Raw genomic sequence first — 21393 nt, forward strand, 5'->3', positions numbered from 1 at the left:
CTGGCCTGGGCGGTTCGGCTGGCCTGGGCGGTCCGGCTAATCCGGCCGGCCCGGCTGGCCCGGCTGATCGGGGCAGGTCCCGCAAGTGGGCAGATGGAGCAGTGCCCGGCCAGGCTGGTCAGGCCGGCGCGGTCGGCCGCTGCCGACGGGCAGACCGGGCAACGCCCTGGATCAGATGGCTCCGCCGACCGGGCCGGTCCTGCCGATCAGATCAGGCACGTCCGCCCGGTCGGCGCTGCCGGCTCGGCCGAGCGATCCCTTCGGCGCCGACGTGCGATCGGGCACCCCCGCCGGCCCGGTGGGCTGTGCCGGCCCCGGGGACACCCCCCCGGCCGTATCGATCAGGATCATTGGGCCGTAATGGCGGAATGAGCCGCGGTCCAGACCGCAACAGTTACCGAACGCCCGACGTAATGCCTTCGGGGAGCGTCGAGGCAATGGGCTTATATATCTGGTCCCGGGTCCGGCGTGGTCCGCTCGACCCGGCCGACTTTGCGTTCTATCTGCACTGGTGGGAACGGCTCGGCCCGGCGCCGGGCGATGACCTTCTGTTCGCGCCCTGTCGGCGAGACGCGGGCGGATGGTTCGACCATCAGCCGCTGCCGGGTTGTGGTGGGCCTCCCGCGATCCGTCTTCTGTGGAGGATCTCGCCCAGCCCACGTCCCAGCGGGCGACGACATCTGCGGGTAGCCGGGGGCTCAACCCGGTGGTGACCGAGGTGCTCACCCAGCAGATCGGCGGCGCGCCGCAGCAACTCTTCAACGGCGGCTTGCCGATGACCCGACTGTCGCAACTTCATGCGGGCGAGCGACCAGGCTGCCTGGTCCTGTTCCGGCCCGAAGCGTCCCCGTCGCCATCCTCGTCCGCCTCGGTTGCGCAAGGCTGACTGCGCGGGCCGCCGCGCGCTCCGGCCGGAGGCGTTCCGCCTGGTTGACGCCACGACGATCACCGGCAAGCGACGTAGCGGGGCACGTAGTTGAACGTGTTCAAGTTTTGGGCGTACCGTGGGGGCATGGTTGAGGGCTTGCACGGGCTGATCCCGTGGGCTCACGCGATTGTGGTGCTGCTCGCGGGGGCCGGCATGTTGGTGATCGTTCCGCTCGGGCTGTCGCTGGTGGCGGTGCCGGGGCCGGGAGTGGCCGTCGTGCGCCGCTGGTGGGTGGTGGTCGCGCTGCCGGCGGCGGTGAGTCTGTGGCTGCCGCGCGGGCTGGTGACGGCCACGATGGCGCTGCCCTACGTGACCGCGGCGGCTGTTCTTCTGACCGGCGCGGTGATGGAAATCGCGCCGCGCGGCCAGGATCGGGCGGGACGGGCACCCGGCGTACGGGAAATGGGTTTTGATCTTGCTCTTCTGACCGCGCTGGCCGGGCCGGTGATCGCCGGGAGTGCCCTCGTGGCCGAGCGGGCCGGTTATCGGCTGTTCGGGTTCGGGCTCGACACGCTGGCGCTGACCGTGGCGCATTTCCACTATGCCGGGTTCGCGGCGGCGCTCGTGGCGGCGCTGCTGGTCGATCGGAAGCCCGGTCCGGTGACGACGGCCGCGGCGTGGTGCGTGCCCGGCGGGACGCTGATCGTGCTGATCGGTTACTTCGCCGGTGACGCGGTGCAGTTGGCCGGGGCGGCCGTGCTCACGCTCGGCATGTGGCTGACCGGGTGGGTGACGTGGCACCAGGCGCGGCCGCTCGACCTGGTGACCCGCGTGCTGTTCCGGGTGGGCACGGTGGTGCCGGCGGCGACGATGGTGCTCGCCCTCGACTGGGCGAGCGGGCTGCCGCATCTCCCGGTGAGCTGGATGGTCGCCACCCACGGTGTCGCCAACGCGCTCGGCTTCGCCCTGTGTTCGCTGCTGGCGTGGCGCCGAGCCGCCTGGGGAGTAGTGCTGGTACCTCCTACGTCACCGGGCGCGCCGGTAGCGTCGAGGGCATGACGCAGGAACTCACACTCAACAACGGCGTCCGGATGCCCGCGCTCGGCTTCGGCGTCTTCCAGAGCCCGCCCGAGGAGACCGCGGCGGCCGTCGACACGGCGCTGCGGGTCGGCTACCGGCACATCGACACGGCGGCCGCCTACAACAACGAGCGGCAGGTCGGCGAGGGGCTGCGCCGCTCCGGCGTCGACCGCGACGAGGTGTTCATCGAGACCAAGGTGTGGGTCAGCGACTACGGCTACGACGAGACGCTCCACGCCTTCGAGAAGGCGGCCGGCAAGCTCGGCGTCGACCGCATCGACCTGCTGATCCTGCACCAGCCGGCCACCGACCGGTTCGACCGCACGGTCGCCGCCTACCGCGCGCTGGAAAAGCTGCTGGCCGACGGCAACGTCCGCGCGATCGGCGTCAGCAACTTCATGCGCCACCACCTTTCCTCGTTGCTGGACCGGACCGAGGTCGTGCCGGCGGTCAACCAGATCGAGCTGCACCCCTACTTCAGCCAGCCCGACGTGCAGAAGGCCGACGCCGAGCACGGCATCCTGACCCAGGCCTGGTCGCCGATCGGCGGCATCACGTTCTATCCGGGCTGGGGCGAGGACCGGCGCAACGTTCTCGAAGACCCGGCGATCGCGGGGATCGCGGCCGCACACGGCAAGACCGCCGCCCAGGTGATGCTGCGGTGGCAGCTGCAGGAGGGCCGGTCGGCGATCCCGAAGTCGACCAACCCGGGCCGCATAGCGGAGAACTTCGACGTGTTCGACTTCGAGCTCACGCCGGCCGAGATGTCCACAATCGACGCTCTGGACACCGGGCGGCGCAACGGACCCGACCCCGACGAGGCGCGCGACGTTTTCGACCGGGTCATCCCCGAGGCGTGACCGGGCGCGCGGCCTCAGGTCACCGAGAAGGCAGGATCCGCAGGACATGGTCCGGGCCCTTGACGATGTCGCGCAGCCAGCTCTGCGCGTCGTTGTCCCGCGGCTGCCCGGACCCGTCGAGGAACAGCTCCCGCACCCCGGTCGCGAGTTGATACAGCCACAAGCGGCGTACGAGGTCGGGCGTGGCGAGCAGCGCCGGATAGCTCTCGGCCAGCCAGCCGACCACCTCACGCACCTCGGTTTCGTCGAACCCGGTGACGTCCGCCCGGAGATAGGGCTCGAGCTCGAGGTCGGGCGGGCCGAGCCGGACCCATTCGAAGTCGAGCAGCGCGGTCAGCCGCCCGTCCTTCCACAGCGCGTTGGCCAGGTGTGCGTCACCGTGCACGCAGGTCACCGCGCCCACCAGCGGGTCGGTGTCGGCCAGCGGGTCGGCGTCCGCAAGTTCGCCGAGGCGGGCCGCCACGTCGTCGAGGAGGGCGTGGTCGGCGCGGCCCTCCTGTCTCGCCGCCGCCAGCAGCGCCTCGGTGCGTCGCAGCGGCAGGGGCGTGATGTCGGCGCCGACGAACGCCGATGCCGAAGTGTCGCCGACCGGCCGGGGCGCCGCCAGCTCCGCGACGACGCCGGCCGGGAACCGATGCGCGTGCAGGGCCGCCAGCGCCTGCCCGATCTGGTGTACCGCATCGCGCTGCCGCGCGCGGGACAGGCCACGCCACAGCGTCGCCAGCGGCACGCCTTCGACGACCCGGGTCACCTGCCACGCGAGGTCTCCGTCGGAGCCGGTGTCGAGCACCTCCGGGTAGGGCACCCCCGACGGAAGTGCCCGGGTCACCGCCGCCTCGCGGGCGAAGCGTCCCCGGTCGCCGCGCCAGCAGATGCGCAGGAACACCGGCCCGATGCGCCAGGCGTCGTTGGAATCGCTGGGCAGGAGCACGGGTGGCATGCCCGCAGCTTCGGCCGGCAACCGGGCCACGCGCAGAACACGGGCAAGACGGGCCCGGCTGACCGCGTCGATAGGCATGGGCCGAGGATCGCCCGGTTGTCGTCGCCGGTCAACGGAGTTAGTTGGAGCCACCCATCGGCTGTCCCGGGTGGGCGGGCCATGCCGGAGCCCGTCCGCGCGCCCGGCCTGAAGCGGCAGCGACAACGAACTGAACCGGCCGGGACGCCTACGGGCGGCTGACCTGCGGCGCGTGGAACTGGCCGGCCACATGCACGGCCACGACGAACGGGAACACCGCGATGTCGTCGACCTCGAAGCTGCGGGTGATCATCGGCGGCGGGGCCCAGGCGTACACCTGGTCGGGGCCGAGCTCGAGCCCGCGCCGGTGGAACGCCCCGAGCGCCAGGCCGCCCATCAGGTAGCGGTCCTGGCCCTGCTCGGTGTCGAGGGTCGCGAGCAGCTCGTCCCGGCCGTTCCATTCCCGGTTGAGCGTGCCCTCCATCGTGTCGAGGAACCACCACGCCCGGTCCGCGTCGACCAGGAACAGGTCGCCGAAGAGCGACGCGAACCCCGGCGTCAGCGCGTCGAGGCCGTCGAGCCAGTACCACGAGCTCAGGGCCTTCATGTACTGCTCTTCGGTGAACTGCTTCGTCAGCTGCATGGGTTGCATGCGGTCAGAGGATAGCGACCTCGGCCTCGATCTCGACCGGGATGTCGAACGGCAAGGCGGCCTGACCGACCGCCGAGCGCGCGTGGCTGCCCGCCTCCGGGCCCCAGAGCTGCACGATCAAGTCGGAGAAGCCGTTGATGACGGCCGGGGTCCGGACGAAACCCGGTGCCGTATTGATCATGCCGAAGACGCGGAGCCAGGCCACGATCCGGTCGAGGTCACCGAGCGCGTCCTTCAGGCTGCTCAGCACCGCGAGCGCGGTGAGACGGGCACTCGCGTACGCCTGTTCCTCGGTGACCTGGTCGCCGACCTTGCCGAAGGGTCCCGCGAGCGAGCCGTCGGCCAGCAGCGGGCCGTGCCCGGAGACAAAGGCCCGGTCGCCGTGCACCCGCACCCACGGGAACGACAGGGTCACGCCGGGCGGCGTCTTCATCGGGGCGGGCAGGGTCAGGCCCAGATCGCTCAGCCTGTTCTCGATCTCCATGCCGCGACCATAGAACCGCTCAGCCCTGGCTCCGCCGCGGCACCCAGAATTCGACCTCCGTGCCCTCGCCCGGCCGGCTGTCGATGGTCGTCGTGCCGCCCAGGTCGGTGATCCGGCCGCGCATCGACTGGGCCACGCCGAGCCGCCCCCGGGCCGCCGCCTCGGCCAGCCGTTCGGGTCCGAAGCCGACCCCGTCGTCGCGGACCGTCACCCGGACGCCGTCGCGTTCGTCCTCGAGCAGGATCCAGACGCGGGCGCCGGGGCCGGCGTGCCGGCGTACGTTGTCGAGTGCGGCCAGGACGGCCGCGGTCAGCTCGCCGGCCGCCCGGCCCGGCAGCATCACCGGGTCGGCCGGCGCGGCCACGTCGATCGCCGGCGAGGCCAGCCTCATCAGGGCCGTACGCAGGTCCTCGCGCGCCGAACCGCCGCCCGCCGGGTGGCCGCTGAGCAGGTTGCGCAGGGCCACCTCCTGGGCGCCGGCCAGTTCGGCCAGTTCCGGGCCCGGCCCGCCCATCTCGGAGCCGTGCCGCTGCACCAGCGCCAGCACCTGCAGGACGCCGTCGTGGATCGGCCGGGCCAGCCGGTCACGTTCGGCCGCCGCCGCCTCCTGGCGTATCTGCTCGGTGCGTTTCCGTTCGGCCCGCCGGGCGGCGAGCAGGTCGGCCAGGCCGAGGCCGCCGATCGCGGCGGCGGCGACCAGCAGCAGGATCGCCGCCGTGTTCAGGTGCTGGACCGGGTTGAGGAACGACGACTCCGGTTCGCCGTTGCTGCCCAGGTAGGTGGTCGCGACGGCCGCGATGCCGCCGGTGCCGAGCATCGTGGCGAGCGGGCCGAGCGCGGTCGGGAGGGCGCCGCGCGGGGCGAGCACCGGGGCGGTGGCACCGGTGACCGCGGTCGCGGCCGCGGCGATGAGGACCAGGATCACCACCGAGGGCACCACTTCGCTCTGGTCGGCCAGCTTCTGCGGCCATCCGCCGGTCGCCGCGTACGCGATGAAGAGCGCGACCGACGCACCCACCGCGAGCCCGGCCGCGCCCGGAATCCGCCAGCGGCCGGCGACGGCACCGGCGCCGATCGCGATGCCGGCCAGCGTGGCCAGCCAGCTCGTCGTGGGCTGGAGGCCGAGGCCGGTGATCGCGAGCAGCAGCGGCGCCACCACGGCGGTGTGGGTGATCGCCACGGTCAGTACCCCGCCGAACGACCAGAGCCCGGAGACGAGCGCCAGGATCAGGGTCGTCACCAGCAGGAACGCGCCGAACACGCCCTCGACCGCCAGCGGATGCCGCTGGAGCTGGTCGGCGCCGACCCCGAGCAGCCGGCTGAGCTGGTCGGTCGACAGGAGACCGAACGGGATGACCGCGGCGACGGCGAGCATGCCGGTGAGCGGCAGGCGCACCCGCGGCCACCAGGGTCCGGCGATCTCCGGCTCGCCGCGCGGCCGCGCCCGCAGCATCGGGGCCTGGGCGAGCACGCCGATCGCGAGCATCACCAGGTGGTCGTGTTTGAGGCCGGCGCTGGACACCCAGATCGGGCCGAGCAACGCCGAGCCGAGGACGGCCGCGCCGATGCTCAGCCCGGTGACCGCCGAACCCCAGCCGGCCGCGCCGCGGCGGACCAGGCCCTGCGCGCAGGCCAGCACCCCGATCAGCGCGAGCGGGCCGCGGACCTCGCCGGCGACGTACAGCGGGAACGGCTCCGACGCCGGGGCGAAGGGCGGCTCGAGGAGCACCGGCGCGATGCTCACCAGGCCGGCCGCGACCAGCAGACAGGGCCAGAAGCGGGTCAGGGCGAGCCCGAGCCCGGTCACCGCGATCGTCGTGATCGGGAGCGCCCACCCCTCGCCGTGGAAACCCCCGATGTCGACCAGCCCGAGGAACGGCGCGAGGCCGCCCGCGTTCGAGTCCGGTGACATCGCCACGACGAGAAGGAGGGCGCCGCCCACGCCGCCGAGAACCGCGGTCAGTCGCGGCCCGGCGGCGGTGGTCACCTCGTCCATGCGGTGATCATTTCAAATTGATCAATGCGGCGGGTGACCCCCGAGTGGGGCAGCATCACGGGCCGGCCCTCGGGCCGGTATTCGAAGTGCCACCACTCGTTGTCGTAGATCCGGTAGAGGCCGTGCGGTCCGCCGTGCTTCTCCAGCCAGCGCGCCCCCTCCGCCGGGCGCACGTCCAGAGCCGTACCGGCCACGTGCTTCGACTCCTCGGCCGGCAACACCCGGCGGCGGGCCACCTCGGCCGATCCCGTACGGCGTACGGCCTCGGCGAACATCCGCGCCTGTTCCTCGGGCCGCCGGTGCCCGGACGTGAGCCCGATCAGCTCGCCGTGCCGCCACAATGCGCGGGTGCGGGCCGCCTCGAACGCCGCCCGGGTCGCCGGGGTGAGGCCGTCGAGGCTCTCGGCCGGGAATCGCGCGCCCAGCGCCCACTGGCAGGCCAGATGGCGTCCCGACCCGCGGCCGCCGACGAGCCGGGCGGCCGGGACCAGTGCGACCGCGAGCAGCAGGGTGGCCCAGCGATAGACCGTGTCGCGGCGCCGGGCCGCGTGCGCCGCGCGGGTCACGCGGGCTCACCATGATCCGTCGAATTCATGGTGCCCAACCTGCCGGATCGGCCGGGCGCGCTCTTGAGTACGGCTACTCAACCGCCGTGTGTGGACACTCCTACGCTTCGACGGCGACCGCGGCGGGCCGGAAGCCGGGGACGTGCGGGTGGGCCAGGAACCGCAGAGTTTCGGCCGCGAACTGGTCCGGGGCGAGGCTGTGCACGCGGTGCCCGACCGGGATCGTGGCGAGCCGGGCGCCCGAAATCTCGCCGGTCACCTCGGCCAGCCGGGCCGGAGGGATGCAGCTGGCCGGGCCGCCGGAGAGGATCAGCGTCGGCTGCTCCACCTCGGACAGTCGCGCCCACCAGCCGGCGTCCGGGCGGGTCAGCTGGCGCAGGATCGAGCCGACCGCACGCAGCTCGTAGTCGCGCCGCGCGGTGAAGATGCCGGCCGCCGCGGCCAGCGCCTGCAGCGGGTTGAACCCGTTCAGCGGGCTGCGGAGTCGCGGCGGCGCGGCCAGGTCCTCGAGGATCAGGGCACCGACCCGCTCCGGGGCCTGCTGGGCGGCGGCGAGTGCGGCATAGCCCCCGACCGAGTGGCCGACCAGCACCGCGCCGCGCAGCGACAGCCGGTCGAGCAGGTCGAGCACGTCGTCGCGGATGCTGGCCAGCGAGTAGTGGCCGGGCCGGGCGCTGGTGCCGTGGCCGCGCAGGTCGATGGCGAGGGCGCGTCGGCCGGCGGCGGTCAGCCGGGCCGCGAACCGGTCCCACGTGCGCGCGTTACTGCCGCTGCCGTGCAGCAGCAGCACCGGCGCACCGGCCGGGTCACCGGCCTCCCGCAAGCCCAGCCGGACGCCGTTGACGTGGACGGTGCCGACCGTCGACCAGGCAAACGTCATCCACGCTGTTTACCAGACGTTTCTTAACAATCGGCCGGGAAGCCACGGAAAGGTAAGCGACGACACCAGCCGTTCATCGACTGAGCCGAATGAAGGTCAGGCCGGGCCGACGAAGGTCAGCACGGATTCGAGCGGCGCGAAGCCGGCCGGCATGCCCGGCGTACGCCAGGAACCGGCCGGGGCCCGCGGCGGCAGCCACTCCGGACGGAACATGCCGATGGCCAGGTCGAGGTTCTCCAGGTGGGGCCGCAGGTCGTCGGCGACCGGCGTGCGCAGGTGCTCGGCCCACAGGCGTACGCGAAGGTCCCGCACCGAATCGCCCGCGGTGACCACCGCGGTGGTCAGTTCGGTGTCGACCCCGACCATCGAACGGCTGAACAGGTTGGCCGAGCCGACCGCGGCGAACCGGTCGTCGACGATGACCACCTTGGCGTGCACCGTCAGGTGCTCGACCCGCCAGAGGCCGACGTTGCGCCGCTGCCGCGGGGGCAGCGGGTCGATGACCTTCTTCTGCAGGTCGTGGTTGACCGTGCCGTTGATCAGCGGACCGGACTCGACCGGGTCGCGGGTGCCCGAGCCGACCATGATCACCTTGACCCCGCGGGCGGCCGCCGCGCTCAGGTGCGGATAGAGCTCGAAGCGGTGGTCGCCGCCCGGGTACTCGTGGAAGTACTGGTCTTCGAGGTAGACGTAGCGCTGCGCGGCGCCGATCGCCTGCACCAGGGTGTGGTAGATCTCGCGCACGCCGTCGGGGGAGAGGTCACCGTAGTGCCGGCGCTCCCAGGGCAGCAGCGAATCGATGTACCACGGGCCGACCGACCGCAGGATCTGGCAGGCCTGCCCCGGCGCCTCGTGGGTCTTCTGGGGCGGCGCCGGTTCGATCTCGGGCGCCACGCTGGGCGGGTTGAGAACCGGCAGGCCCTTGACCGACGGCCAGACATAGCGCCGGCGGGGCAGGTTGACCGCTCCGATCCACCGCATGCGCAGCACCCGCCAGACGTCGGCCGCGGCCGGGCCCTGGATGATCGTGCCCGCGTCGTGCCAGCCCCAGCGGGCGCCCTGCACCTCGAGCCGCTGGTGCGGGGTCTCGTCGATGCGGCTGGCCACGTAGTCGATGCCGCCCACGCCCGCGATGAGCTCGTCGCCGCGCCGGACGATGGTGGCCTTCTGGTGGTTGGAGCCGACGCCGGAGCCGGACCAGTCGAGCAGCACCCGGTCGGCCAGCGGCGGCTTCCCGCCGTCGCGCCGCCGGCGCCGCAACCGGTGGGCCGAGGTCACGTTCTGGTGGAACGGCCCGATCGTGGGCCGGGTGATGCTGCTGCTCACCACCGCCCCGGCCAGGATGATCCGCACGTCGACGCCGTCGGCCGCCAGCCCGGCCAGCAGGTCGCCGAGCGGCTCGTAGCCGGGCTCGCCGGGCCGCCGGCCGGTCAGGTCCATCTCCGGGTCCATCTGCAGGCCGCAGATGTACGCCGCGTCGCCCGGCCCGAGCGACGTCAGCAGCTCGTGCATGCGCCGCATCCACTCCCGGCCGTCGACCACGAACTCGACCGACGAGTTCTCACAGTGCGAGGTCACCGCGGGCGAGAGATAGCGAGTCACAAGATCGTCGAGCGGCTCCATGGGCAAGAATCTAGCGGGCTTCCCGAGGCGCGGTGAAGGACTGGGAACCGCTGGAGAGCACGGTCGCGATGAGCGCCTGTACGGCCGGGCGCCGCTCGGCCCGCGGGCTGGTGAGCAGAACCAGGTCGATGCTCCCCAGTTCGGGCAGCCGGTGGGCCGGCCCGAGCGGCGTCAGCTGCGGCGGCACCAGGCTGGTGGCCAGCGCCGAGATGCCCACGCCGGCCGCCACCGCGGCGATCAGCCCGTTGACGCCCCGGCAGACGCAGGCGCCGCGGTAGGGCAATCCGGCCCGGTTGAGCGCCCGGTGCATCTCGGTGCGCGAGATGCTGGGCGCCGGATAGACGACCAGGGGGAGTGGCTGGGCCAGGTCGAGCTTCGTGCCCGGGGTGCCGACCCAGACCAGGCGTTCGCGCTTCACCAGCCGGCCGCGTTCCTCGCCCCGCGGTCGCTTGCCGATGAAGACGTCGAGCCGGTTCTCCTCCAGCCGCTGGTTGAGCCGGCCGCTCTGATCGACCGTGAGGTCGTAGTCGACCAGCGGATGGGTCTGGCGGAAGTCGCGCAGGATCTGCGGCAGCCGGGTCAGGGCGAGGTCGTCGGACATCCCGATGCGCAGCCGGCCCCGGGGACGGCTGCCGCTGAAATAGGCCGTGGCCTGCTCGTGCGCGGCCAGGATGCTGCGGGCGAACCCGATCATCGCCTCGCCGTCGGGGGTCAGCGCCACCGAGTGGGTGTCGCGCAGGATCAGCGTGCGGCCGGTCTGCTTCTCGAGGCGGCTGATGTGCTGGCTGACGGTCGGCTGCCGCACCCCGAGGCGGGCCGCCGCCTGGGTGAAGCTGCCGGTCTGGGCCACGGTGAGCAAGGTCTGCAGCAGCGCGGGGTCGTACGTCGTCATAAGCAAACCGAATAACAGTGCGTCGGATGATCGGGGTTCAGTATAGGAGCGCGCTCGGAAAGGCTGGTGGGACAAGCCACGACCGAGATGAGGCGTTCCCCTGTGACCGCGGCCGCTGCCGTCGAAAAGTTTGCCGCCCTCGGAAACCCCAGCTACCGCATCTATCTCATCGGCCAGAGCCTCGCCAACACCGGCACCTGGATGCAGAGCATCGCCCAGGACTGGCTGGTCCTCCGCCTGACGCACAGCGCGTTCGCGGTCGGCCTGGTGATGACACTCCAGTTCCTGCCGACGCTGCTGCTCGGCGTCTACGGTGGCCAGTTGGCCGACCGTTTTCCGCGCCGCCGCATCCTGTTGATGACCCAGACCGCCAACGCGGTGCTGACCGGGCTGCTCGCCCTGCTGACCGCGGCCGGTGTCGTCCGCCCCGCCCACCTCTACGCTTTCGCGCTGCTCAGCGGCGTGATCCTGGCCGTCGACGCGCCGACCCGGCAGGCGTTCGTCAACGACGTCGTGCCGCCCGGTCTGCTGCGCGGCGCGGTCTCGCTCAACGCGGCGGTCTTTCAGACCACGCGGTTGGTCGGGCCGGCGGTCGCCGGCCTGTTGATCGGTACGGTCGGGACCGGCTGGGTGTTCGCGCTGAACGCCCTCTGTTACGCCGGTCCGACGATCGGGTTGTTGCGGCTGCGCGGCCTGCCGGTCGCCAAGCCGGTCGTCCTGGAAAGCGGAGCGATGATGGCGACCGCCCGATATGTCGCCGACCGGCCGCATGTCGCCCGCACGATCCTGCTGGTCGGCATGGTCGGCACGTTCGGGCTCAACTTCCCGATCGTGCTCACCGCGATGGCCACCGACACCTTCGGCGGCGGCGCCGGCACCTACGCCGTCTTCAACGTCATGCTCGCGATCGGCTCGGTCGCCGGGGCTCTGCTGGCGGCGGCCTGGGTGCACACCCGGCTGCGGCTGATCGTGCTGGCCGGGGCCGCGTTCGGGGTCAGCCAGGTCGCGGCGGCGGTCGCGCCCGGCCTCGGCGTCTTCCTGGTCCTGCTGGTCGCGATGGGGCTGACCAACCTGGCGTTCCAGGCGATGGCCAACTCATCGGTGCAGCTCTGGTCCGACCCGCGGCTGCGCGGCCGGATCATGGGCCTCTACATGCTGGTCTTCACCGGCGGCACCCCGATCGGTGCTCCCATCATCGGGGCGCTGACCAGCCACTACGGGGCCCGGCTGGGGATGTCGGTCTGCGGCGCGATCCCGGCCGTCGCCGCTGTCCTGTTGGCCGCCAATCACACCATTCGTCGTCGTCCGGCCTGAGACGCCCATCACCTGGGAAATACTCCGGCGCTCCCGGTTCTTGATCGATTTCAGACGAGTCTTGGGGTCAGGAGCCGGCGGTGATGAAGAAAAAGTGGGTCCGCTATGCGGCCATAACCGCGGTTTTAGCCCTGATCGCGACCGAGTTGGTGCTGGGCTGGTCGTCGCTGGCCGGGGCCCTGCGCCAGTTGCGCGCGCCGCACCTCGGCTGGCTGGCGCTCGCCGTCGTCGCCGAGCTCACCGCGATGAGCGCCTACGCCCACATGCAGCGGCGCCTGCTGCGCTCGGCCGGGGTGCGGGCGTCCAACCTCGACCACGTGCGGCTCGCGTACGCGGCCCACTCGCTCAACGAGACGCTGCCCGGTGGGCCGGCCTTCTCGACCCGGCTCAACTATCAGCAGATGCGCCGGTTCGGGGCCAGCCCGGCCGTCGCCTCGTGGGCCATCGCGCTGAGCGGGCTGCTGTCGTCCGCCGCCCTCGCCGCGATCACCGTCGGCGGCGCGCTCTGGGCCGGGGGAACGACCCACTGGAGTCACTTCCTCGTGCTCGTCGGCGTGGTCGTGCTGCTCGTACTCGGCGTACGTCATGTGACCCGGCGCCCGGCGGCCGTGCAGGCGCCGCTCGCGGCGTTCAACCGGCTCCGCCGGCGGCCCGCGGCCGACGGTCTCGAGCGCATCGCCGGTTTCCTCGACCAGTTGCGGGCGGCGCGCCTGCGCCCGGCCCACGGCGCGTCCGCCGCGGCGCTGGCCCTGCTCAACTGGCTGCTCGACGCGGCCTGCCTCTGGCTCTGCTTCAACGCGGTCGGCGAGCACCCGGCCGCGTCGGCCACGACCGTGCTGGCGTTCTGCGCCGCGATGGCCGCCGGTTCGCTGACGATCGTGCCGGGCGGGCTCGGCATCGTCGACAGCGCGCTGATCCTCGGCCTGATCGCCGGGGGAGTCGCCTCGCCGGCCGCGGTGGCCACGGTGGTGCTCTACCGCGTGATCAGCTTCGGCTTCATCATGAGCCTCGGCTGGTTCTTCTGGCTCCAGATCCGCCTGACGGCGGCCCGGCCGGCCGCCCCGGTCGTGCGGGAGGTGCCGGCCGGCCCGCGCACCAGCATGCGGCGCCTCGCGGCCTGCCCGCGGCGCCTGGCCGTGGTCGGTGCCTCACCGGCCGGGGATGTCGTCGCCACCGCGGCGATGGCCGCATCGGTCGTGGATCTCGCCGCCGCCTCGTCGACCGGCGATCTCGTCGTCCCGTCGTCGCCGGCCGGCCTGGTCGGCTCCTCGCCGGCCGGCTTCTCCGCCACGTCGGTCGCCCACCTGGTCGCCGCGTCGTCGGCCGGCGGCCTGGTCGTTCCGCTGTCGGCCGCGGGGCTGACCGCCGGACCGGCGCCCGGGGACGGCGCGCCGCCGGGCGAGGCGTCAGAGGTCAAGGATGACCAGCAACATCAGAAAGAAGACCGACGGCAGCAGACCCAGGATCATGCCGGTCAGGACCGCCGCGCGGTCCCAGCCGGACAACTCCTGCTGCCCTAGCAGCAGCACCGCGCCGAGCACCGCCGACACGATGCCGGAAAGCGCTCCCCAGGGGGTCGCGAAGCTGCCGGCGATCGCGGCACCGCCGACCACCAGCGTCGCCACCGAGCCGACGTGGGTGGCCGTGGTCGGGGCGCCCGGCCGATCGTCGTCGGCCTCAACCGGCTCGGGCTCCACGGCGACCGGCAGGTCATCGATCAGCGGATCGACGTCCGACCAGGTGCGGGCGGCCAGCGCGCCGGCCACCCGGTCCTCGAGTTCATCGAGGTCGAGACGCCCCTCGACCGTCGCCCGTTGCAGGATGTCAATGACCTCGCTACGGTCGGCGTCTGAGATTCGCATCCGGTTGACGTCGGTCATCCGCCGGATGCTACCGGCTTATCGGCTATCCGCCCTCGGCCGTTCGGCCGATCTCTAATCAGTGGTCCACGGTCTCGACCAGAGCCGCGAGGGCCTCCTTGCGGGCCACCTTCTCGGAGTACATCGCCGCGTCGGCGACCGCGACCAGAGCGTCGGCGTTCGGGCGGTCGAGCGGGCCCCAGGCCGCCAGGCCGACGCTGACCCCGAAGTGCAGGGTCTCGCCGTTCCACTGGATCGGCTCCTCGGCCAGCTCGCGCAGCCGCTGGGCGAGCCCGCGGGCGCCGGCGTCGTCGTCGATGCCGGTGGCCAGCACGACGAACTCGTCGCCGCCGAGCCGGGCCGCGGTGTCGGCCGGGCGGATCGTCGTGGTCAGGCGGCGGGCGAACTCGACCAGGATCAGGTCGCCGGCGGCGTGGCCGTACCGGTCGTTGATCTGCTTGAAGCCGTTGAGGTCCATGTAATAGATCACCGGGCCGAACCCGGAGGCCCGGAACAGCTCCAGCTCCAGCTCGGCACGCAGCGCGGCCCGGTTGGCCAGGCCGGTGAGCTGGTCGTGCTCGGCCTGATGGGCCAGGGCGGCCTTGATGCGCTCCTGCTCGCGGACGACGAAGACGAAGCGGACCAGGATGAACGAGGTCAGCATCGCGATCGAGATCAGCAGCGAGGCCCGGCTGACCAGGGTGCCGAACGAGTGCAGCCCGGTCACGGTCGGCAGCACCACCAGCGCGATGCCGAGGAACACCACCCGCACCGGGTGCAGCCGCTGCTGGGCCTGGGTGTCCTCCGGCTCCGCCACCTTGTCCGCGTCCCGGTGCACGACGGCCGCCGCGAGGAAGCTGTTCGCCAGCAGCAGCAGGCCGTCGAAGCGGTCGGCCTGGCCCGAACGGGACAGATCGGGGAACAGGATCGGGAGCAGCGAGATGCTGATGTCGCCGATCAGGGTCAGCGTCAGCGCCGTGACCAGGTAGCGGGCCGGGCCCCGGGTCGAACCGGGTGCGAACACCAGGATCGCGGTGGCCGCGAACAGCATCACGTCGCCGAACGGGTACGCCGCCCCGACGAACATGCCCAGCGAGAGGTCCTGGCTCTCGGCCGCCGGCAGGATCAGGAACTGCCAGAACAGCCAGGCCACCACGGTCGTCATGGCGGCGGCGTCGAGCATGCCGTCCCGCTGGCGGCCGGGCGCCCGCAACCGCACCATCTTCACCAGGCCGGTCACCAGCAGCGGATAGCCCGACAGCCACAGCACGTCGGAGGCCGAGACGTCACCCAGCGGCCCGGCGACCTTGTCCAGGATGTCGTACAGGATGTCGCCGGTCAGCCAGACGCTGAGCGCGGCACACACCAGCCGGTAGGCGCCCTTGCTGGGCCCGGAGATGTTCCGCAATCCGAGCCAGGCGGCGGCCACCACGGCCGCGAAGCCGATCAGATACGCGATGTGGGCCTTCATGGTGCCCGGCGCAAACACGGACACCGACCCCGCGACCGCGGCGAACGCGGGTACTGCAGCTGCCGGCACACGTCTCATACCGGTCCTTATCGGTTGGGCCGCGGTCCGGTTGAAGGTCTTCGGCCGGGTTAGCATCCGAGGCATGGAACTCGGCCTGCACATCGCGGATTTCACCTGGAACGACGGGCCGGCGCGGCTCGGACCGGCCCTCGCCGACCACGTGCGAAGCGCCGAGGAGGCCGGCATCGCCCGCATCACCGTGATGGACCACTTCTGGCAGATCCGCGGGGTCGGCCCGGCCGACCACGAGATGCTGGAGGCCTACACGACGCTCGGCTTCATCGTCGCGCACACCTCACGCGCCCGGCTGCACACGCTGGTCACGGGCGTGACCTATCGCGAGCCGGGCCTGCTGGCCAAGCAGATCAGCACGCTCGACGCGCTGTCCGGCGGCCGGGTCGGGCTGGGCATCGGCGCGGCCTGGAACGACGAGGAGTCGGCCGGGCTGGGATTCGCCTTCCCGCCCACCGCCGAGCGGTTCGAGCGGCTGGAGGAGGCGATCCAGATCTGCCGGCAGATGTGGTCCGACGCCGACGGCCCCTACCAGGGCCGGCACTATCAGCTGGGGCGCACGCTGAACGTCCCCCAGGTGAGCCGGAAGCCGTACCTCATGATCGGGGGCGGCGGCGAGAAGAAGACCCTGCGCCTGGTCGCGAAATATGCCGACGCCTGCAACATCGGCGGCAGCCCCGAGGTGGTGGCCCACAAGCTGGACGTGCTGCGGCGGCACTGCGACGCGGTCGGCCGCGACTACGACGAGATCGAGAAGACCACGATCTTCCCGATGGACCCGGGCACCAGCAGCGACGACATCGTGCGGGCGGCCGACGCGCTGCGGCCGCTGGGCTTCACCGCCGCGTACGTCTTCGCGCGTGAGATCACCGACCGGGCGGCCATCGTCGACCGCCTCGGAGCGGCGGTGCCGCGCCTGCGCTGAAAAAGCGCGGGCTACGGGTGGATCTTGAAGGTGGGGGGCTGGGTGGTGCTCGGCGGCACCTGGTAGTGCCAGAGCGTCGTCGACATCATGTCGCTGAACGCGGGTGCCGCCACCTGGCCGCCGCTGCCGCTCGGGACGTCGGCGTAGACGCCGATGACGAACCGCGGGTGGTCGGCCGGGGCCATGCCGATGAACGACCCCGAGTTGTAGCTGGTGTACTGCCCGTCGACCAGCTTGCTGGCCGTACCGGTCTTGCCGGCGACCAGGTAATTCGGCACCTTGGCCCGGGTGCCGGTGGCGCCGTCGACGTTGACCGGCGCCTGAAGGATCGTCCGCATCTCGGCCGCGACCTCGGGCGTCAGCACCTGGTGGGTCTGCGGCGCCGGCCCGGCGGTGACCTTGCCGTCCGGGGCGATCGTGGCCTTGATCAGGTGCGGCTGGATGTAGGTGCCGTTGTTGGCGATCGCGTTGTACGCCGCGACCATCTGAACCAGCGTCGCGTCGACGCTGTAGCCGATCGGCACCGACCCGTACGACGAGCCGCTCCACTCGTCGGGCGGCAGCAGCGCCCCCGACGCCTCGGCCGGCATACCCTCGCCGGCCGCCTTCCCGAGCCCGAACTTCTGCTGGTAGGCGTACAGCTTGTCCTTGCCCAGCCGGTCGGCGATCCGGATCGTCCCGACGTCCGACGACAGCGCCATGACCCCGGGGATGGTCAGCTTGGTCCCGCTCTTCTGCGGCTCGTCGTCGGGGAACAGCACGCCGCCGACCCGCAGCGCCGGCCCGACCGTGATGCTCGACTGCGGCGTGATCACGCCCTCCTGCAGCGCGGCCCCGATCGTGATCGCCTTGTGGATCGAGCCCGGGTCGTACGGCTGGTTGCTCGCCACGTCGGACCGGTCGGCCGCGGTGGAGCCGGCCGGCTCGGCCGCGTTGTAGCCCGGGAAGCTCGCCTGGGCCAGCACCTCGCCGGTCTGGGTGTCGAGCACGACCGCGGCGCCCTTGACGGCGTGCACCTTCTGCAGCTGCTCGCTCAGCGACTGCTGCACCTCGAACTGCAGGTCACGGTCGATGGTCAGCTCCACCGAGGTGCCCGGCCGGGCCGGCGTCTCCTTGTGGTAGCCGCCGGGGATCGGCTTGTCGAGCTTGCCGCCAGAGGTGTCCGGATTGCCGGTCTCGTAGACGTTCGAGCCGTCGGCGCCGCGCAGCACGCTGTCGTAACGGGACTCGATCCCCTCGAGCCCCTTGTGGTCGTAGCCGGTGAACCCGATGAGGTTGGAAGCCAGGTCGGCGCCCGGCTCGTCCCGCTTCTCGTCGCGCCCCTGCCCGATCCCGACGATCTTCATCGCGGCGATCCGGGCGGCGGTCGGCAGGTCGACGTCGCGGGCCAGATACTCGAACTGCGACCAGTCCCCGTTCGGGTGCCGATGCTTGGCGATGAGCGGGGTGAGCTTCGAGACCGGCACGCCGAGCAGCGGAGACAGCCGGGCGGCGACCGCCGGCGCATCCTTGATCTCGGACGGGTCGGCGTAGATGTAACGCGCCTCGACCGACTGCGCGAGCACCTCGCCGGTCCGGTCGAGGATGCTGCCCCGCGCGGCCGGCAGGACGACCGTGGTGAGGCGGCTGTCGCGCTGGCGCAGCAACTCCTTCTCTTCCCCCGGCGATTCGACGACCTGGAGCACGACCAGCCGGATCCCGATCATCAAAAACACCACCAGAGCCGCCAACGTCGACAAACGCAGGCGGCGGGTGCTGTTGGCCAGCGGAGGCGGCGGCGTGTTGCGGGCCGGCCGCTTCTTCAGCGGCTGCCGCAACATCCGCGGCTCCGGCAGGCGGGGCTTGGGAACACGGGCGCGCCGGTCGGTTTCCCCGGCCCGGGGCCGTCGGTCAGGCTCGGCCGGGCGATCCGACGGACCGGCGGTGGTCCGGGTGCGCCCGCCGCCTTCGGCGAGTCGCTCGGCGACCGTACGCCCCCGCGGCGTGTACGCCCGAGCAGCCCCGATGCCCCCGCGCCGCCGCCGCTCCTGGTCCCGCTCGTCGCGATCGTCCGGAACGCGGGGTACGCGGGGCGCGCCACGACGGGGGTCCCGCCCCCGGCGCGGCGGCTCGTCAGCGCGCGGCGTCATGTGCGCCCATCCGTTCTGCTCGGTCGGCTGGTGCGACATTGAACGCTAGAACATGATCGATAGCTCACCGTGCTGGACGCGCGGCGAGAAACCTGTGGACTCCCGGCCCGCAACCGAAATGCACCGAACCGACCGAGATGCACCCATGAGTGGGTCGGGCGCGCCCACGCAAAGGGCGAGCGTCGGATGGTCATGCGGGTTCGCGCTCGCCCTGGTTGTCGTCGGTGTCGATCACTGTGAGCCACCGGTGAAGACGCCGGGCGTTGTTTTGAATGAGTTGGTCAGGACGCAACGCGTGCGCCAGACGTCGCCGAGTTACCGTTGCGACGCGGCCGGGAGTAGATGCCCGGCCCGCCCGACCTACCGGGGAGCCCGATGGCCGACGCCGCCGCGCGTTTCGCCCAAGAACTCCGCAGACTGCGTATGGAGCGGGGGCTGTCTTACCGAGCGCTCGCGGAGTTGGCTACCCAGGGCAAGAGCTATCTCGCGGAGCTGGAAAACGGAACGAGACCGCCCAACCCTGCGGTTGCGGCGAACCTCGACCGGGCACTCCGGGCCGGCGGCCGGCTCGTCGCGACGCTGCGTCCGCCGGCCGGCGATGGCACCGATGCCGAGATCGAGGCGCTCGAACTGAGCCGCCGCATCACCGCGTCCGACGTTAGCGGCGAAACCCTTGACCGGCTGGAGCATGCCGCCGACCGCATGGCCATGGCGTATGCGACCACACCGCCCGTGCAACTGCTCCCGCGCGTTCGCCGGCATCTCGACTACGTCGGGTCCTTGGTCGACGCTCGCAAGACCCTCATCCAGCAGCGGCGGTTGCTGGTAGTCGGCGGTTGGCTCTCATTGCTGCGGGCGACCCTCCACATCGACCTGCAGCAGGGTGCCGCGGCCGACGCGTACCTTCGAACCGCGGCCGAGCTGGCCGAGCAGACCGGTCAGCAGGAGATCGCCGCCTGGTGCCTGGAGACCAAGGCCTGGCACGTGTTAACTTCCGGCGACTTCCCGCAGGCGCTGCGGCTGTCGCAGCACGCCCGGGCGATTGCGCCTTCCGGAGGGTCCGCCATCGTGCAGGCAACCGCGCAGGAGGGCCGGGCGTGGGCCCGGATCGGTGATGGGCCGGAAACCAGCCGGGCACTCAACCGGGTCGAGCAGATGGCTGAACACCGGACACCGCCGGAACACCCGGAGCACCACTACCAGTACGACCCTCACAAGGCGCATTCATACGCGGCTACGACGCTCGCGTGGGCAGGCGACCCGGCCGCCGAGACGGTCGCCCGGGAGGTGATCGCCGAGCTGCAGGCCGAGGGCGCCCGTCAGCGCCGCGTCGCCTCGGCCCGGCTCGACCTGGGCCTGGCGTTGCTCGCCGCCGAGAAGCCGGATGAGGCGGCGGCCGAGGCTCAGCAGGCGATCGCCTCAGGCCGGATCGTTCCGTCGAACTGGTGGCGGGCCGCTGAGGTCGTTTCCGGTGTCCGTCGGGCCGGCATCCCCGAGGCCGACGATCTGCGCGAGCTCGCCCGCGTACATCGGCCGGAGCTCACCGCCTGACCGGTGTCCGCAACTTTGCGGACAGGCGGACATCCGGTAGCGGACGTCCGAAGTCTCCCTATCCGGCGAGCGCCCTTGCACGATCAGTTCGAGGGCGGTGCGCTTCCGCAAGTAGCTCGCCGCCCTCCCTGGTCAAGGGAGGCGAGAATGATCGCGGTGCTGGTGGTGGGTCCGAGGGAACTGCCGGACGACGGATTCGTCAGGGTATGGATCGACAGTGGCAGCACGGCCGGCGCGGAGATCCCCGTGCCGGCCGCGAACCTGACTCTCGCCGACGAAGACGACGGTCGGGGGTCGGCGGCGGTCTATGCACTGCACGCACGTCAGTGCTGGAGATGACCGGCGCGCACGTCGAAGAGCGGCCGGGCTGGGCGTGCCGGGCCTGCGGTAGGCCCTGGCCGTGCGAGGCCGCTCGCAAAGAGCTCGCTGCGGCTCTCGACCCCGTGGCGCTGAGGGTACAAATGTGGACGCGGCTGGAGATCGCCGCGCAGGACATGCCGGAAGGGCCGCCTAGCGTGCTGTTCGAGCGCTTTCTTCGGTGGACCGTCGAGCCGGCATCGTGACCTCCGCAGGCCTGCCCGAGTCTGCGGCAGCGACTGACGGCCAGGATCATATGGGTGCCGCCCAGACCGAGCAGCAGCGGGCGGGCAGCCAGATCATGGCGACGCCCAGTGCGGGAATCGTCAGGCCGAGGCTGGTCAGGGTGGCCCGGCCGGATGGTGGCCGGACGTGTTCCTTGGTGTCGACGACCCGGCCGGCGGTGGTGATCGGCAGGGAGTAGTCGCGGTGCCGCCGGGTCTGCACGGTGACGAACAGCGCGTAGAGGGGAGCGAGGCGGCGGCGAAGACGGTGTCGCGGGCCAGGACTGGGTCTTCTCGCCGCCGCCGATCATCAGCGTGACGATGAGGGCGACGTCGATGACGGTGACCGCAACCGGCAGAACCAGCGGGCCGAACGGTTCGCCGACCTTGTGCGCGACGACCCCGGCGTGGTGCACTGCGGCCAGGACGGCTCCGGTGAGGAACAGCGCGACCAGGGCGATCAGGGGCGCCAGCCGGTCGCCGCTACAGGTCAGGACCAGTGCGGCGACGGCGAGAACAGGGACGTAGAGGGTCCAGTGGGCTCCCATCCAGCAACTCGGCCGGAGATCGGCCGTTGGCATCGGAGGGGATCGCGGCGTAGCTTCCGATTAGCCCGTGTGAATGGAAGGACA

At 71.9% G+C, this 21393-nt stretch carries 20 protein-coding genes; 8 read left to right on the forward strand and 12 right to left on the reverse strand.

Annotated elements, in window-relative coordinates:
- The first annotated feature begins 706 nt into the window (after positions 1 to 706).
- The 3 genes from AB0M88_RS16425 (at position 707) to AB0M88_RS16435 (ending at position 2808) form a co-directional block, all read left to right on the forward strand.
- Complete coding sequence (locus AB0M88_RS16425) at positions 707 to 886, forward strand: hypothetical protein (RefSeq protein ID WP_364101895.1); 180 nt, start codon at positions 707 to 709, stop codon at positions 884 to 886.
- A gap of 126 nt (positions 887 to 1012) precedes the next feature.
- Positions 1013 to 1927, forward strand: coding sequence for a YndJ family transporter (locus AB0M88_RS16430; RefSeq protein WP_364101898.1), 915 nt, complete (start codon positions 1013 to 1015; stop codon positions 1925 to 1927).
- Positions 1924 to 2808, forward strand: coding sequence for an aldo/keto reductase (locus tag AB0M88_RS16435; RefSeq protein WP_364101901.1), 885 nt, complete (start codon positions 1924 to 1926; stop codon positions 2806 to 2808). Before AB0M88_RS16430 ends, AB0M88_RS16435 begins: the two co-directional genes overlap by 4 nt.
- 19 nt (positions 2809 to 2827) lie before the next feature.
- On the opposite strand, the gene AB0M88_RS16440 is transcribed toward AB0M88_RS16435, so the two are convergent.
- From AB0M88_RS16440 to AB0M88_RS16475, 8 genes are all read right to left on the reverse strand, one after another.
- Complete coding sequence (locus tag AB0M88_RS16440; protein ID WP_364101904.1) at positions 2828 to 3826, reverse strand: aminoglycoside phosphotransferase family protein; 999 nt, start codon at positions 3824 to 3826, stop codon at positions 2828 to 2830.
- A 148-nt stretch (positions 3827 to 3974) separates the two neighbouring features.
- Entirely contained in the window at positions 3975 to 4418 is a 444-nt protein-coding gene (locus tag AB0M88_RS16445) for a hypothetical protein (protein WP_364101907.1), read from the reverse strand.
- A 4-nt stretch (positions 4419 to 4422) separates the two neighbouring features.
- A complete protein-coding gene (locus AB0M88_RS16450) occupies positions 4423 to 4902 on the reverse strand; it encodes a RidA family protein (protein WP_364101910.1) in 480 nt (159 codons plus the stop codon).
- Between the two features lie 19 nt (positions 4903 to 4921).
- A complete protein-coding gene (locus AB0M88_RS16455) occupies positions 4922 to 6898 on the reverse strand; it encodes an ATP-binding protein (RefSeq protein WP_364101911.1) in 1977 nt (658 codons plus the stop codon).
- The gene (locus AB0M88_RS16460; protein WP_364101914.1) at positions 6886 to 7464 is read right to left on the reverse strand and encodes a M15 family metallopeptidase; all 579 of its coding nucleotides are present in this window, start codon (positions 7462 to 7464) and stop codon (positions 6886 to 6888) included. The genes AB0M88_RS16455 and AB0M88_RS16460 overlap by 13 nt, the downstream gene beginning before the upstream one ends.
- Positions 7465 to 7564: 100 nt before the next feature.
- The gene (locus AB0M88_RS16465) at positions 7565 to 8344 is read right to left on the reverse strand and encodes an alpha/beta hydrolase (protein ID WP_364101917.1); all 780 of its coding nucleotides are present in this window, start codon (positions 8342 to 8344) and stop codon (positions 7565 to 7567) included.
- A 96-nt stretch (positions 8345 to 8440) separates the two neighbouring features.
- Positions 8441 to 9967 carry a phospholipase D-like domain-containing protein gene (locus tag AB0M88_RS16470; protein ID WP_364101920.1) on the reverse strand — a complete coding sequence of 509 codons (1527 nt, stop codon included), beginning with the start codon at positions 9965 to 9967 and terminating at the stop codon, positions 8441 to 8443.
- Between the two features lie 10 nt (positions 9968 to 9977).
- Complete coding sequence (locus tag AB0M88_RS16475; protein ID WP_364101922.1) at positions 9978 to 10859, reverse strand: LysR family transcriptional regulator; 882 nt, start codon at positions 10857 to 10859, stop codon at positions 9978 to 9980.
- 102 nt (positions 10860 to 10961) lie between these two features.
- On the opposite strand from AB0M88_RS16475, the gene AB0M88_RS16480 reads away from it, so the two are divergent.
- Complete coding sequence (locus AB0M88_RS16480; protein ID WP_364101925.1) at positions 10962 to 12173, forward strand: MFS transporter; 1212 nt, start codon at positions 10962 to 10964, stop codon at positions 12171 to 12173.
- 83 nt (positions 12174 to 12256) lie between these two features.
- Positions 12257 to 13693 carry a YbhN family protein gene (locus AB0M88_RS16485; protein ID WP_364102138.1) on the forward strand — a complete coding sequence of 479 codons (1437 nt, stop codon included), beginning with the start codon at positions 12257 to 12259 and terminating at the stop codon, positions 13691 to 13693.
- Here AB0M88_RS16485 and AB0M88_RS16490 read toward each other — a convergent pair.
- Both AB0M88_RS16490 and AB0M88_RS16495 read right to left on the reverse strand, forming a co-directional pair.
- Entirely contained in the window at positions 13580 to 14053 is a 474-nt protein-coding gene (locus tag AB0M88_RS16490) for a DUF1707 domain-containing protein (RefSeq protein ID WP_364101928.1), read from the reverse strand. The two genes, AB0M88_RS16485 and AB0M88_RS16490, sit on opposite strands and share 114 nt — an antisense overlap.
- A 58-nt stretch (positions 14054 to 14111) precedes the next feature.
- Positions 14112 to 15581 carry a GGDEF domain-containing protein gene (locus AB0M88_RS16495; RefSeq protein ID WP_364101931.1) on the reverse strand — a complete coding sequence of 490 codons (1470 nt, stop codon included), beginning with the start codon at positions 15579 to 15581 and terminating at the stop codon, positions 14112 to 14114.
- A gap of 64 nt (positions 15582 to 15645) precedes the next feature.
- Between AB0M88_RS16495 and AB0M88_RS16500 the strand changes: the two genes are divergently transcribed.
- Positions 15646 to 16500, forward strand: a complete 855-nt coding sequence (locus AB0M88_RS16500) for an LLM class F420-dependent oxidoreductase (protein ID WP_364101934.1) — start codon at positions 15646 to 15648, stop codon at positions 16498 to 16500.
- 11 nt (positions 16501 to 16511) lie between these two features.
- On the opposite strand, the gene AB0M88_RS16505 is transcribed toward AB0M88_RS16500, so the two are convergent.
- Positions 16512 to 18320 (reverse strand): penicillin-binding protein 2, encoded by a 1809-nt coding sequence (locus AB0M88_RS16505; protein WP_364101937.1) that lies wholly within the window; start codon positions 18318 to 18320, stop codon positions 16512 to 16514.
- 684 nt (positions 18321 to 19004) lie between these two features.
- Between AB0M88_RS16505 and AB0M88_RS16510 the strand changes: the two genes are divergently transcribed.
- Together AB0M88_RS16510 and AB0M88_RS16515 are read left to right on the forward strand one after the other, a co-directional pair.
- Complete coding sequence (locus AB0M88_RS16510; protein ID WP_364101940.1) at positions 19005 to 20180, forward strand: helix-turn-helix domain-containing protein; 1176 nt, start codon at positions 19005 to 19007, stop codon at positions 20178 to 20180.
- A 147-nt stretch (positions 20181 to 20327) separates the two neighbouring features.
- Entirely contained in the window at positions 20328 to 20519 is a 192-nt protein-coding gene (locus tag AB0M88_RS16515) for a hypothetical protein (RefSeq protein ID WP_364101943.1), read from the forward strand.
- Between the two features lie 270 nt (positions 20520 to 20789).
- Here the strand turns inward: AB0M88_RS16515 and AB0M88_RS16520 are convergent, their stop codons facing one another.
- Entirely contained in the window at positions 20790 to 20984 is a 195-nt protein-coding gene (locus AB0M88_RS16520; protein ID WP_364101946.1) for a hypothetical protein, read from the reverse strand.
- Positions 20985 to 21393: the final 409 nt, after the last annotated feature.

Source organism: Actinoplanes sp. NPDC051411 (assembly GCF_040682075.1).
GTDB lineage: Bacteria > Actinomycetota > Actinomycetes > Mycobacteriales > Micromonosporaceae > Actinoplanes.

What these genes read in the sequence shown, in the direction of transcription:
- AB0M88_RS16430 (WP_364101898.1), top strand. Translation starts at nt 1,013, where the DNA reads ATGGTTGAGGGCTTGCACGGGCTGATCCCGTGGGCTCACGCGATTGTG.
- AB0M88_RS16435 (WP_364101901.1), top strand. Translation starts at nt 1,924, where the DNA reads ATGACGCAGGAACTCACACTCAACAACGGCGTCCGGATGCCCGCGCTC.
- AB0M88_RS16440 (WP_364101904.1), bottom strand. Translation starts at nt 3,826, where the DNA reads ATGCCTATCGACGCGGTCAGCCGGGCCCGTCTTGCCCGTGTTCTGCGC.
- AB0M88_RS16445 (WP_364101907.1), bottom strand. Translation starts at nt 4,418, where the DNA reads ATGCAACCCATGCAGCTGACGAAGCAGTTCACCGAAGAGCAGTACATG.
- AB0M88_RS16450 (WP_364101910.1), bottom strand. Translation starts at nt 4,902, where the DNA reads ATGGAGATCGAGAACAGGCTGAGCGATCTGGGCCTGACCCTGCCCGCC.
- AB0M88_RS16455 (WP_364101911.1), bottom strand. Translation starts at nt 6,898, where the DNA reads ATGGACGAGGTGACCACCGCCGCCGGGCCGCGACTGACCGCGGTTCTC.
- AB0M88_RS16465 (WP_364101917.1), bottom strand. Translation starts at nt 8,344, where the DNA reads ATGACGTTTGCCTGGTCGACGGTCGGCACCGTCCACGTCAACGGCGTC.
- AB0M88_RS16470 (WP_364101920.1), bottom strand. Translation starts at nt 9,967, where the DNA reads ATGGAGCCGCTCGACGATCTTGTGACTCGCTATCTCTCGCCCGCGGTG.
- AB0M88_RS16475 (WP_364101922.1), bottom strand. Translation starts at nt 10,859, where the DNA reads ATGACGACGTACGACCCCGCGCTGCTGCAGACCTTGCTCACCGTGGCC.
- AB0M88_RS16485 (WP_364102138.1), top strand. Translation starts at nt 12,257, where the DNA reads ATGAAGAAAAAGTGGGTCCGCTATGCGGCCATAACCGCGGTTTTAGCC.
- AB0M88_RS16490 (WP_364101928.1), bottom strand. Translation starts at nt 14,053, where the DNA reads ATGACCGACGTCAACCGGATGCGAATCTCAGACGCCGACCGTAGCGAG.
- AB0M88_RS16495 (WP_364101931.1), bottom strand. Translation starts at nt 15,581, where the DNA reads ATGAGACGTGTGCCGGCAGCTGCAGTACCCGCGTTCGCCGCGGTCGCG.
- AB0M88_RS16500 (WP_364101934.1), top strand. Translation starts at nt 15,646, where the DNA reads ATGGAACTCGGCCTGCACATCGCGGATTTCACCTGGAACGACGGGCCG.
- AB0M88_RS16505 (WP_364101937.1), bottom strand. Translation starts at nt 18,320, where the DNA reads ATGTTGCGGCAGCCGCTGAAGAAGCGGCCGGCCCGCAACACGCCGCCG.
- AB0M88_RS16510 (WP_364101940.1), top strand. Translation starts at nt 19,005, where the DNA reads ATGGCCGACGCCGCCGCGCGTTTCGCCCAAGAACTCCGCAGACTGCGT.
- AB0M88_RS16515 (WP_364101943.1), top strand. Translation starts at nt 20,328, where the DNA reads ATGATCGCGGTGCTGGTGGTGGGTCCGAGGGAACTGCCGGACGACGGA.